This window comes from Agaribacterium haliotis, assembly GCF_002312815.1.
In the GTDB taxonomy this organism is placed as follows: domain Bacteria; phylum Pseudomonadota; class Gammaproteobacteria; order Pseudomonadales; family Cellvibrionaceae; genus Agaribacterium; species Agaribacterium haliotis.
Window position 1 is genome coordinate 98,143 of sequence record NZ_NKQJ01000009.1, and the last position, 11,434, is coordinate 109,576.

Sequence of the window (11,434 nt, forward strand, 5' to 3'; positions counted from 1 at the left end):
GATGTCTGAAACAAGCCTATATGGACGTATTCACGGCGTGTCTGAGAAGGCCTATTGGAAACCGCTCTGGCACTTACCGCGACATCACACTCCGTTAGATTCAAGGCAAAGAAAGGGGGCAGAGCTGAAGATCTGCCCCCAGATCCTACCAGACACAAATTTCAGGCAAAAAAAAAGGTGGCCAAGGCCACCTCTTTTTAAATCAAAGACAAGATTACTTCTTGCCGCGCAGCGCACGGATGGTGCGAAGCTGGGCTTCCGCTTCCGCAAGGCGAGCTGCGGCAGCGTTGTAATCAATGCCTTCGGCATTTTCTTTAATGGCTTGTTCAGCGAGCTCTTTAGCTTTCTGAGCTTCAGCCTCATCCATATCACCTTCGCGCAGAGCGGTATCGGCAAGTACAGTCACAACGTGAGGTTGTACTTCCAGAAAACCACCACTGACGTAGAAGATTTCCTCTTCACCTTTTTGGGTCTTGAGGCGGACGGGGCCAGGCTTCAGACGCGTCAAAAGGGGGCTGTGACCATAGGTCAAACCCAGCTCACCTTCCGCACCATTGGCAACGAGCAGCTCAACCAAACCAGAGTAGATCTCTCGTTCAGCGCTGACCACGTCGCAGTGGAAAGTCATAGCCATGTGCTATACCCCTATGCCGCTTTCTCGGCAATCTTCTTCGCGTTTTCGATCGCTTCGTCGATGGTACCAACCATGTAGAACGCTTGCTCTGGCAGGTCATCGTAGTCACCAGCTAACAGGCCTTTAAAGCCAGCGATGGTGTCTTTCAAGCTTACGTACTTACCAGGCGATCCGGTGAATACTTCGGCTACGTGGAAAGGCTGTGACAAGAAACGCTCAACTTTACGGGCACGGGCCACGAGCAGTTTGTCTTCTTCACTCAGCTCGTCCATACCGAGAATCGCGATGATGTCTTTCAACTCTTTGTAGCGCTGCAGTACAGACTGTACGCCGCGGGCTACTTCGTAGTGCTCAGCACCGATAACCAGTGGGTCCAGCTGGCGAGAGCTAGAATCCAGAGGATCAATCGCCGGGTAGATACCCTTGGCGGCGATGTCACGGCTCAGTACAACGGTTGAGTCCAAGTGAGCAAAGGTGGTTGCAGGAGACGGGTCAGTCAAGTCATCCGCAGGTACGTAAACGGCCTGGATTGAGGTAATTGAACCAGTCTTGGTAGAAGTAATACGCTCCTGCAGTACACCCATCTCTTCAGCAAGAGTAGGCTGATAACCTACCGCAGAAGGCATACGGCCAAGCAGTGCCGATACTTCAGTACCCGCAAGGGTATAACGGTAAATGTTATCAACAAAAAGCAGTACGTCTTTACCTTCGTCACGGAACTTCTCAGCCATGGTCAGGCCGGTCAAAGCTACACGCAGACGGTTGCCCGGTGGCTCATTCATCTGGCCGTAAACCATGGCAACTTTAGACTTGTTGAACTCTTCAACATTTACAACACCAGCTTCCTGCATCTCGTGGTAGAAGTCGTTACCCTCACGAGTACGCTCACCAACACCAGCAAATACAGACAGACCGCTGTGCTCAAGTGCGATGTTGTTGATCAGTTCCATCATGTTTACGGTTTTACCTACACCGGCACCACCGAACAGACCAACTTTACCACCCTTGGCGAAAGGACAAACAAGGTCAATAACCTTGATGCCGGTTTCGAGCAGATCGGTAGAAGAGCTCAGCTCGTCGTAAGGCGGCGCGGCGCGGTGGATAGAGGCACGCTCTTTTTCACCGATAGGGCCACATTCATCAATAGGGTTACCGAGAACGTCCATGATACGACCCAGAGTTTCTTCACCAACAGGTACAGAAACTGGCGCACCAGTGTTCGTTACAACCAGGTTACGGCTCACACCTTCGGAACCACCCATGGCGATGGTACGTACTACGCCATCACCCAATTGCTGCTGAACTTCAAGGGTCAATTCTTTGCCCTCGACTTTCAGCGCGTCATAGACATTAGGTACAGCATCGCGTGGAAATTCCACGTCAATTACAGCACCAATAATCTGTACGATACGTCCGCTACTCATCTTCGCTTCCTCGTAATCTCTAAATTAATAAATCGGCTTAAACAGCCGCAGCCCCGCCGACGATCTCGGAAATTTCCTGAGTAATCGCAGCCTGTCGCGCCTTGTTGTAAACCAATTGCAGGTCATCAATCATGTTGCCTGCGTTGTCGGTTGCTGACTTCATCGCCACCATACGTGCAGCTTGCTCACAAGCTACGTTCTCTACCACCGCCTGGTAAACCTGGCTCTCAATGTAGCGAGTCAGGAGGCCTTCAAGCAGTTCTTCTGCATCCGGCTCGTAGAGGTAGTCCCAGGTGTGACGCAGCTTTTCGTCTTCATCCGCTTCCAGAGGCAGCAGCTGGTTGACGTAAGGCGTCTGGGTCATGGTGTTAACAAAATCGTTACCGACCAGATATAAACGGTCGATTTTGCCTTCGGCGAAGGCGTCGAGCATGACTTTTACCGAGCCAATCAGGCTGGCAACTTCCGGCTGTTCACCGGTGTCACGCGTGCTGGCAACAATGTTGCCACCGACACTGCCAAAGAAGGCCGCCGCTTTGGCACCTATCAAACACAGATCGACGTCGACATCTTGATCGTGCCACTGCTTAGCGTGCTTGATGGCAGCTTTGAACAAGTTAATGTTCAGGCCACCACACAGGCCGCGGTCAGTAGAGACCAAAACATAGCCGACGCGCTTCACTTCGCGCTCACTCAAGTACATGTGTTTGTACTCGGGGTTACCGCTGGCGATGTGCGCGACCACTGAACGAATGCGCTGGGCGTAGGGTTTACCTGCGCTCATGCGATCCTGGGCCTTGCGCATCTTTGATGCGGCAACCATTTCCATTGCACTGGTAATTTTCTGCGTATTTTTGATACTGCCGATTTTCGTGCGTATCTCTTTTCCGCTAGCCATAGTGCTTACCAGGTTTGAGTGGCTTTGAATTCTTCCAGAGCAGCTTTAATACCGGCTGCAATGTCGTCGTTGTAGGCACCGCTGTTCATTTGCTCCATCAACTCAGCCTTAGAGCTGTTCAGGAAGCTCAGCAGGGCGGCTTCGAAGTCGCCAACTTTGGCTACTTCAACGTCCTGGAGGAAACCTTCGTTAGCGGCGTAAACCACGGCAGCCATCTCACCGACAGAAAGAGGCGAGTACTGCTTCTGCTTCATCAGCTCGGTTACGCGCTCACCGTGCTCGAGCTGAGCTTTGGTTGCGTCGTCGAGGTCAGAAGCGAACTGAGAGAACGCTGCCAATTCACGGTACTGAGCCAGAGCGGTACGAATACCACCGGACAGCTTCTTAACGATCTTGGTCTGGGCTGAACCACCAACACGCGATACCGAGATACCGGCGTTCATTGCAGGGCGGATACCGGCTGCAAACATGTCAGTCTCAAGGAAGATCTGACCATCGGTGATTGAAATTACGTTGGTCGGTACAAATGCCGATACGTCACCAGCCTGGGTTTCAATAATAGGCAGAGCGGTCAAAGAACCGGTTTTGCCTTTTACTTCACCGTTGGTGAACTTCTCAACGTAGTCAGCGCTTACGCGAGATGCGCGCTCAAGCAGACGGCTGTGAAGGTAGAAAACGTCACCAGGGTAAGCTTCACGGCCCGGTGGACGACGCAGAAGCAAAGAGATCTGGCGGTAAGCCCAGGCTTGTTTGGTCAGGTCATCAAAGATAATCAGAGCATCTTCGCCGCGGTCACGGAAGTATTCACCCATGGTTGCGCCGGCAAACGGAGCCAGGAACTGCATCGCAGCTGGATCAGAGGCAGTAGCTGCAACGATGATGGTGTGATCCATCGCGCCGTGCTCTTCGAGCTTACGTACCACAGAAGCAATTGAACTTGCTTTCTGGCCAACGGCTACGTAAACACACTTAATGCCAGAGCCTTTCTGGTTGATGATGGCGTCAACAGCAACGGCAGTTTTACCGGTCTGACGGTCACCAATGATCAGCTCACGCTGGCCACGACCGATTGGCACCATGGTATCAACAGCTTTCAGGCCGATTTGTACTGGCTGGTCTACCGATTGACGAGCAATTACGCCCGGTGCAATTTTTTCAACTGCATCGGTCATTTTTGCTTCAACAGGGCCTTTACCGTCGATTGGGTTACCCAGTGCGTCGACAACGCGACCGAGCAGCTCGGGGCCGACAGGTACTTCAAGGATACGGCCGGTACACTTACAGGTCTGGCCTTCGGCAATGCTTTTGTATTCACCGAGAACAACCGCACCAACGCTGTCGCGCTCGAGGTTGAGGGCCATACCGAAGACACCGCCTTCGAATTCAATCATCTCACCGTACATCACATCGGCAAGACCGTGGATACGAATAATACCGTCGGTTACGGAAACGACAGTACCTTCGTTTTGCGCTTCGCTCGCTACTTCCAGCGAATCGATGCGCGACTTAATAATTTCGCTAATTTCTGAAGGATTCAGCTGTTGCATACTGATAGTTCCTACGTTCAATTCGGTTCGTGAATAGTGCCTTAAGCGAAAGGCACTATTCTCTTAAGAGCAGCTTTTAGGCGCTCATCGCTCCGGCCAGTTTATTCAGGCGGCCGCGGATTGAATCATCAATCACGGTGTCGCCGGCGCGGATAAACACACCACCAAGCAAGTCGCTGTTTACAGATGTACTGAGTTCAACTTCGCGCGCCAGGTGCTTTTTCAAGCCGGCGTGTAAAGCGCTCAATTGAGCTTCAGTTAATTCAAATGCTGTCTCAATGTTGACGTCGACGCTCTGCTCCTGATTAGCTTTGAACAGTTCGAACAAAGTACTAATTTCAGGCGCCAGGGCCAGGCGGTCATTCTCAGCCAGAATCTTGATAAAGTTCTGCTGCTTATCATTGAGCTTGTCGGCACAGATATAAATCATGGCCTCAGCTTTTTCATCTGCAGTGTGCTGTGGAGAGGCGATAGCTTCAGCAACAGTCTCTTCAGCAGATACTGCAGCAAGCAGTACCAGGGCTTCAGACCAGTTGCCAAGGGCGCCATCTTGCAAAGCACTTTCAAAAGCGGCTTTGGCATAAGGGCGTGCAAGGGTTGTTAACTCTGCCATAGCTCGTTAACCCCCGTTACAGCTCAGCGGCCAGTTTGTCCAGCATCTCAGCGTGGGCTTTGGCGTCTACGCTAGCACCGAGAACTTTCTCAGCACCGGCCAGGGCCAGAGTCGCAACTTGTCCGCGAAGTTCTTCGCGGGCAGAGCTGATTTCACGCTCAACTTCAGCTTCGGCAGCGGCTTTAATACGCTCGCCTTCCGCAACAGCCTGCTCTTTGGCTTCTTCAACGATTTGAGACGCACGCTTGTTTGCCTGATCAACAATAGAGGCCGCTTGTTCTTTGGCTTCTTTCAGTTGCTCAGTGGCTTTTTTCTGCGCGAGTTCAAGATCTTTATCGGCGCGTTCAGCGGCTTCAAGACCTTCGGCGATTTTCTGCTCACGAGTTTGCATGACACCCAACAGGGCAGGCCATACAAACTTCCAGCAGAACCACACAAAGATAAAGAAGGTTATGCTTTGGCCAATAAGGGTAAGGTTAATATTCACACCTGCACCTCGTCAGTTAGTTAGAGGTAAGGGTGATTAAAGGCCTGGCGCAACAGCGAAGATCAGGTACATGCCGATACCAACACCGATCATTGGAACCGCATCAAGCAGACCAGCCATCAGGAACATTTTACCTTGCAGGGCAGGGCCTTGTTCAGGCTGACGCGCAGAACCTTCGAGCAGCTTGCCACCCAGAGTACCAAAACCGATAGCGGTACCCAGAGCACCAAGACCAATCAGAAGAGCAGCAGCGATGTAAACCAGAGCTTGTGCCATTTGTATTTCTCCTAAGAAACGTAGATGTAAATAAAAAGTTAAAAGAAAAGGTTAATTGAATTCTTACTTAGTGTTCTTCATCGTGATTATCGTGAGCCATGGCCATATAAACCGTGGTCAGAACCATGAAGATAAATGCCTGCAAGGTAATCACAAGGATGTGGAATACCGCCCACGCCCACTGCAAAACACCGCCAACGACACCCAGTACCAGACCAACGCTGAATAACAGGGCAATCAGGATGAAAATCATTTCACCGGCATACATATTTCCGAACAGTCGCAGGCCGAGAGAGATAGGCTTGGCAATCAGGGCGACGGTCTCAAGAATGAAGTTGATTGGGATCAGAACGATGTTCAGGTACCACAGTTTCTTTGGAGCAAAGAAGGGGTGGCAAGTCAGCTCTTTAACAAAACCCCAGGCGCCTTTCTCTTTGATAGAGAAGAAGATCATCAGCGCAAATACAGAGATCGCCATGCCCAAAGTGGCATTGGGATCAGTGGTAGGCACCACTTTAAAGAAGAAGTGAGAGTCGTTGGTGACCCACATCGCTGCAGAAGGCAGCCAGTCAACTGGAATCAGATCCATCAGGTTCATCAGGAAGACCCAGCAGAAGATGGTCAGGCCCATCGGCGCGATCATGGTGTTTTTGTGGTGGAAAATATCTTTAACCGTGTTGTTAACAAAATCAACAATCAGCTCAACAAAACTCTGCACACCGCGGGGCACACCCTCGGTTGCTTTTTTGCCGACGCGCCAGAACATAAAACAAAACAGGCTCGCAAGCAAAATAGACCAGCCCATGGTATCCACGTGAATCGCGGTAAAACCCATGTCTTTTGCTTCCTGGCTTGAATGAGCCAGAGTCCAGGTTGAGTTTTCAAGAACAGTGCTTGTTCCGTCGGCGTTGTGGCGAGCATAACCGGCAGGGAGCTTGCCGTAAGTCATGTTTTGCAGGTGGTGCTGGATATATCCAGTGGCGGTTAAGCCTTCAGATGAACTTGCCATAGCTTGTTTAGCTACCTGTATAACTATTTAAGAAACTTGTTATCGGTGCCAGAAAGCTTAATGCTCTCGCGGCACTCAAGGTCCCCCGGCTGCGCTCATCCCAGTCGCGCAGCTTGGACCTCATCATTCGCCGTTAGTTTCGGCGAGCATGTTGGCGACCTTGCGGCCCAACCAACACTGCAAAATAATCATTAGGGCAAAACCTGAAAACAGCGCCTTGACCTCAAGCGGATCTACGAAGCGGTAAACCAACGCAAAGGCAATTGCCGTCAGGCTAAGCTTGCCCATTTCGCCCCACATAAAACTGTGTTTAATCCACGCGGCATAGTCAGCACCGTGAAAACGAAAGGCATAATAGGTGAAATAGAGGTTTGGCAGGACATACACCGCCACGCCAAGCAAGAGGGAGTAAAACTCGACCTTGCCCCACAGGGCAGCCAGAGGCGAAACGATTACAGTCGCAAGCAGCTGCAGCTTCAGGCTGTAAAGCAGCGGGCTAAAGTTGTTCATGCTCGCAATCAGTGTATTTGCTACCAGTCGTCTAATGGAACCGTGTCAGTTCTGTCAGTTTGGCGCGTCACAACCTGGGTTGGGCGCACTGATCTCAATACATTAAACGAGAATTAATTCTCTAATTATCACCCCGAGCCGGTTTGGGGCCACGCGATTATAGGGATGAAGAGCAGGTGGTTCAACAGCCACTTCAGCTTTTATTTAAATCGAGTCTAAGCGCCGCATGTTAGCCGCATATCTTTGCACGTTTAACGACATTAGTTGTTAGGCTTCTAACAGCAGCTCGGCCTCTAACTCAAAGCTTTGGCGCGCCACGACATCACCGTTGAGCAGGATCTCGATTGTATGTACACCCGGGTAATAGCGCCGAGTTGAAATCTCAGCAAAGCTGTAACACTTGTTCAGCTGCACTGTTTCATTGGCGCGCAGGTTTACATTTTTAAGTTTAAACACTTTGCTGGAACGGCCATTCTTACGCTGAAACTCCAAGCGATAGTCCAGTACAGCATTCAGGCTTTTGTTTGAATTGTGCACCACACAGCAAAAGTTAAGCTCGCCCTGCCAAGCTATTTTTGTGTGCTCAAGTTTCAGCTCGACACTTTTTGCTTTGCCGCTATAGCCGAGCAGAGCCAGCGCCTCGCTATTGCCAGCTTTGACCAGGGTGCGACAGGCGTGTTTGATCACCCAATCCCGCCGCTCTGCTAGAGCTGCATCGAGCGACAACTGCTGCCACGAATGGCACAGGCCGAGCATCCACTGGGCATTGTCTTTGCTGATATCGTTGAGATTGTTGGCGACAGACTTTCTGACGTAGGCGCTGTCATCACAGCTAAGCGCTGTTAAAAACGGCTCGAGTAGCTCTGGCTTCTGGCGAAAGCGCGGTAATTGCGCAGCCCAAGGTAAACGGCTGCGCGTACCTTCGCTGACCAACCTGCGTACGTGCTCGTCGTCGCTTTTTACCCAGAGCTTAAAGAATTCAAAACACAGATCCTGATAGCGTTCGATGTACGGGCGAATCGCAAATTCAGCGCTGAATAACTGAGTCAAATCGGCGAGACAGGGCAGGGCAAGCTCGGGCTTTTCAATTCCGACGTGGCCGATGTAGTCAATTAATGGCCAGGCTTCAAAGGCACTTAGTTTATGTGTTGAATGAACAAGTGCTGGCAGTTTAGTGAACGCCGTTATCTGCTCGCTGATGTCATCACTCAAACTCTGCTCAAGCGCAGAGCAAATAAGCTGGACCCGCTGTTTTAGCTCAAGTTGCAGTAAATCATCGAGCAGCAAACTCTTAAATTTGTCTGCATCAAAGTTGAGCCCCGATGTTTGCAGCAAGGCACTTAGCGCCAGCACCGAGCTTTCATTGAGCTGGTCTTTTAAAAGTTTGTCTGTCATCACCAAAATCCGACTAGCTGTTGCAAGCTTGGTCTATGCTTAATTGGCCGTAGGAAAAACCGACCGACCAAGCAAGTATGCCCGAGCGCGTCTTAATCATTGAGGATACCAAGTCCTTCGCCATGATGTTGCAAAAACTGCTGAGCGAAAGCCACAGTTTTGAGTGCGACTTAGCGTTTAGCATGGCCGAAGCCAGGGAGCTATTAGCTAAATAAGGGCAAGAATATTTTGCCGCCATCGTAGACTTACACCTGCCCGACGCACCATCCGGTGAAGCGACAGACCTAGTTGTCGCCGCCAAAATTCCCGCCATTGTTTTTACCAGCGCCGATGACCAAGGTTTAAAAGACGACCTGTGGGAGCGCGGCATTGCCGACTACGCCAGCAAAAACGGCAGCCACAGCCTCGACTATATCAGCTGGATAATACACCGCCTTTACAAAAATCAGGGTGTTGAAGTTCTGGTTGTCGACGACAGCTTGGTTGCACGAAAAAGTATGAAACGACTGCTGTTAACTCAGCGTTTGTTAGTGCACGAAGCCAGCAGCGGTAAACAAGCGTTACAGGTACTCGAGCACAACCCTAATATTTGTGTGGCTATTCTCGACTGTTTTATGGATGAGATGGACGGCTTTCAGCTCGCCTCGGCCATGCGCGAAAAATACAGCCGCGAGCAACTTGAAATCATCGGGGTCAGCGCTCAAGGCGGCCGCACATTATCGGCTCAGTTTATAAAAAGCGGTGCGAATGACTTCTTGATTAAACCGTTTATCCCCGAAGAATTTTTATGCCGAATAAACCACGCGGTAGATAGAGTCGAGAACTACGCCGAGCTCAGAGAGTTAAATCACACTAAAAATAAGCTACTCGGCACGGCCGCACACGATATCCGCGGCCCCATTGGCGCAATTAAAACAGCGGCGGACTACATACTCAAACGCGAGCCCAAAGCCGAGCGCCAGCAGCACCTGTTAAATATGATCAGCAACAGCTCGCAGGCGTTGCTGGATTTGCTCAGCGACCTGTTAGATGTCAGCGCGATTGAAAGCGGCGAGTTAAAACTCACTTTAGTAGATGAAGATATCGCCCGTCTTATTGAGGATCGTGTGCAACTGTATGTCGCCGACGCCGAAAGCAAAGGCATGAACTTAAACAAACTTATGCCAACAAGCCTGATGGCGAACTTTGATATCGTCAAGATCCGTCAGGTCGTCGACAACCTGCTTACCAACGCCATCAAGTACAGCCCTCAGGGTTCAAAGATTGAAATTGCACTTGAAGACCTGGGCGCAAGTATTGAGTTCAAAGTCGCCGATGCCGGCCCCGGTATCAGCAAAGAGGAACAAGCGGATTTGTTTAAGGCATTTAAGGTTCTTAGCACCCAAGCGACAGGTGGCGAAAAAAGCACGGGGCTGGGTTTAGCCATTGCCCATACGGTCGTACAGGCTCACGGCGGAGAAATCAGCTACGAACAAAGTAAACTAGGCGGTGCCTGTTTTATTGTCAGCCTTCCTAAAAAGCCTGTTTAATAACAAAAGCTAAGCTTGAGCCCAAACAGCTCAAGGTATTAGCTCAATTCTAATAACAGTTTATCAAGCGAAGCTATCAGCCTCGGAAACGCCACTTCGTGGTGGTAAATATGCAGGTCTTCAACTTCAAAGAACTCTACCTTTTGGTACACATCTTCAGGCCAGATGTCGGCGAGCATCGCTTTGTGTTCGTCGAGACTGACTGCGATTACACGATCAAATTCATCAAAATGTTCGGCTTGAACATGTTTGGGCATGCGCTCGTGGCCGACAGGTTCAATACCGACTTCAGTGAGCTTGGCCAGGGTTTGTTCGGCGATCGGGCCAACATTTCCATTGCCGGTAAAATCGCGCTGTATGCCCATGGAGTCGGCAAGCCAGGGCAGGTTGTTTTGACGACAGTGGTGGTTGAAATATTCCTCAGAAAAACGGCTGCGGTAGTAGTTGCCAGTGCAGAGGAAGAGGAGTTTTTTCATTGTAAATATCTCAAGAAAGATAAAGTCGAGTGGAAGCTGCTTATCGTTGAGGCCCGCCTGTGTTCAGAGCCTCCCAGGACAATGCGTAAATCACCAATGAAGAACAATATTAACTCTTCATATTCTTGAACTGAAACGGCTGGCCGAGGCCGGCTTCTCGAACTAATTGCATCACCGCTTGCAAATCATCAATTTTCTTGCCAGTGACGCGCAACTGATCGCCTTGAATTTGAGCCTGAACTTTGAGTTTGCTGTCTTTGATCAGTTTGGTCAGCTTTTTAGCAACGTCTTTATCGATACCTTCTTTAAAGTCAATTTTCTGTTTCACCCCTTTGCTCGCACCTTCGACCTTGCCGCTATCCATGGTTTCTGGGTCTATCTTTTGTTTTACCAGGTTGGCGATCAAGATATCCAGCATCTGGTTTAACTGAAACTCCTGCTCTGCAACCATGACTGCAGCCGGGTCAGACCACTCAAAGCTGGCTTTCGTACCTTTGAAGTCATAGCGATTTCCCAAATCGCGCTGGGCGTTTTCAATAGCGTTCTGCAGATTGTGTTTGTCGATTTCAGATACAATGTCAAAAGATGGCACAGCCCGTCTCCTTAAAAAATTTTGTTGATTATTAGGAGCTGAGA

The 11,434-nt window shown here is 50.3% G+C and carries 14 protein-coding genes; 2 read left to right on the forward strand and 12 right to left on the reverse strand.

The window, feature by feature from the left end; translation table 11 throughout:
• Window positions 1-214 precede the first annotated feature (214 nt).
• The 10 genes from CFK45_RS11745 to CFK45_RS11790 form a co-directional block, all read right to left on the reverse strand.
• Window positions 215-634: a F0F1 ATP synthase subunit epsilon gene (locus CFK45_RS11745; RefSeq protein WP_096086633.1), complete on the reverse strand. Its 420-nt coding sequence runs from the start codon at window positions 632-634 to the stop codon at window positions 215-217.
• A gap of 11 nt (window positions 635-645) precedes the next feature.
• Window positions 646-2,058: a F0F1 ATP synthase subunit beta gene (atpD, locus tag CFK45_RS11750; protein ID WP_096086634.1), complete on the reverse strand. Its 1,413-nt coding sequence runs from the start codon at window positions 2,056-2,058 to the stop codon at window positions 646-648.
• A gap of 37 nt (window positions 2,059-2,095) precedes the next feature.
• Window positions 2,096-2,956: a F0F1 ATP synthase subunit gamma gene (gene atpG / locus CFK45_RS11755; protein WP_096086635.1), complete on the reverse strand. Its 861-nt coding sequence runs from the start codon at window positions 2,954-2,956 to the stop codon at window positions 2,096-2,098.
• A gap of 5 nt (window positions 2,957-2,961) precedes the next feature.
• Window positions 2,962-4,503: a F0F1 ATP synthase subunit alpha gene (gene atpA / locus CFK45_RS11760; protein WP_096086636.1), complete on the reverse strand. Its 1,542-nt coding sequence runs from the start codon at window positions 4,501-4,503 to the stop codon at window positions 2,962-2,964.
• 76 nt (window positions 4,504-4,579) lie between these two features.
• Window positions 4,580-5,116 (reverse strand): F0F1 ATP synthase subunit delta, encoded by a 537-nt coding sequence (locus tag CFK45_RS11765; protein ID WP_096086637.1) that lies wholly within the window; start codon window positions 5,114-5,116, stop codon window positions 4,580-4,582.
• A 16-nt stretch (window positions 5,117-5,132) separates the two neighbouring features.
• On the reverse strand, window positions 5,133-5,603 hold the full coding sequence (locus CFK45_RS11770) for a F0F1 ATP synthase subunit B (protein WP_096086638.1): 471 nt from the start codon (window positions 5,601-5,603) through the stop codon (window positions 5,133-5,135).
• 36 nt (window positions 5,604-5,639) lie between these two features.
• Window positions 5,640-5,879, reverse strand: coding sequence for a F0F1 ATP synthase subunit C (gene atpE / locus CFK45_RS11775; RefSeq protein ID WP_096086639.1), 240 nt, complete (start codon window positions 5,877-5,879; stop codon window positions 5,640-5,642).
• 67 nt (window positions 5,880-5,946) lie between these two features.
• Window positions 5,947-6,888, reverse strand: coding sequence for a F0F1 ATP synthase subunit A (atpB, locus tag CFK45_RS11780; RefSeq protein ID WP_096086640.1), 942 nt, complete (start codon window positions 6,886-6,888; stop codon window positions 5,947-5,949).
• Window positions 6,889-7,011: 123 nt separating this feature from the next.
• Window positions 7,012-7,398, reverse strand: coding sequence for an ATP synthase subunit I (locus CFK45_RS11785; RefSeq protein ID WP_096086641.1), 387 nt, complete (start codon window positions 7,396-7,398; stop codon window positions 7,012-7,014).
• A 267-nt stretch (window positions 7,399-7,665) separates the two neighbouring features.
• Complete coding sequence (locus tag CFK45_RS11790; RefSeq protein ID WP_096086642.1) at window positions 7,666-8,793, reverse strand: DNA alkylation repair protein; 1,128 nt, start codon at window positions 8,791-8,793, stop codon at window positions 7,666-7,668.
• 77 nt (window positions 8,794-8,870) lie between these two features.
• Between CFK45_RS11790 and CFK45_RS18345 the strand changes: the two genes are divergently transcribed.
• Entirely contained in the window at window positions 8,871-9,008 is a 138-nt protein-coding gene (locus CFK45_RS18345) for a response regulator (protein WP_143247570.1), read from the forward strand.
• A gap of 246 nt (window positions 9,009-9,254) precedes the next feature.
• Entirely contained in the window at window positions 9,255-10,322 is a 1,068-nt protein-coding gene (locus CFK45_RS11795) for a hybrid sensor histidine kinase/response regulator (protein ID WP_275655696.1), read from the forward strand.
• A gap of 38 nt (window positions 10,323-10,360) precedes the next feature.
• Here the strand turns inward: CFK45_RS11795 and CFK45_RS11800 are convergent, their stop codons facing one another.
• Window positions 10,361-10,798: an arsenate-mycothiol transferase ArsC gene (locus CFK45_RS11800; protein ID WP_096086644.1), complete on the reverse strand. Its 438-nt coding sequence runs from the start codon at window positions 10,796-10,798 to the stop codon at window positions 10,361-10,363.
• Between the two features lie 109 nt (window positions 10,799-10,907).
• Window positions 10,908-11,390, reverse strand: a complete 483-nt coding sequence (locus CFK45_RS11805; RefSeq protein WP_096086645.1) for a YajQ family cyclic di-GMP-binding protein — start codon at window positions 11,388-11,390, stop codon at window positions 10,908-10,910.
• Window positions 11,391-11,434: the final 44 nt, after the last annotated feature.

Bases quoted from the DNA above. Each gene is read 5' to 3' on its own strand.
- atpB (WP_096086640.1), bottom strand. From the start codon at position 6,888: ATGGCAAGTTCATCTGAAGGCTTAACCGCCACTGGATATATCCAGCAC.
- CFK45_RS18345 (WP_143247570.1), top strand. From the start codon at position 8,871: ATGCCCGAGCGCGTCTTAATCATTGAGGATACCAAGTCCTTCGCCATG.
- CFK45_RS11785 (WP_096086641.1), bottom strand. From the start codon at position 7,398: ATGAACAACTTTAGCCCGCTGCTTTACAGCCTGAAGCTGCAGCTGCTT.
- CFK45_RS11765 (WP_096086637.1), bottom strand. From the start codon at position 5,116: ATGGCAGAGTTAACAACCCTTGCACGCCCTTATGCCAAAGCCGCTTTT.
- CFK45_RS11800 (WP_096086644.1), bottom strand. From the start codon at position 10,798: ATGAAAAAACTCCTCTTCCTCTGCACTGGCAACTACTACCGCAGCCGT.
- atpG (WP_096086635.1), bottom strand. From the start codon at position 2,956: ATGGCTAGCGGAAAAGAGATACGCACGAAAATCGGCAGTATCAAAAAT.
- atpE (WP_096086639.1), bottom strand. From the start codon at position 5,879: ATGGCACAAGCTCTGGTTTACATCGCTGCTGCTCTTCTGATTGGTCTT.
- CFK45_RS11790 (WP_096086642.1), bottom strand. From the start codon at position 8,793: ATGACAGACAAACTTTTAAAAGACCAGCTCAATGAAAGCTCGGTGCTG.
- atpD (WP_096086634.1), bottom strand. From the start codon at position 2,058: ATGAGTAGCGGACGTATCGTACAGATTATTGGTGCTGTAATTGACGTG.
- CFK45_RS11745 (WP_096086633.1), bottom strand. From the start codon at position 634: ATGGCTATGACTTTCCACTGCGACGTGGTCAGCGCTGAACGAGAGATC.
- atpA (WP_096086636.1), bottom strand. From the start codon at position 4,503: ATGCAACAGCTGAATCCTTCAGAAATTAGCGAAATTATTAAGTCGCGC.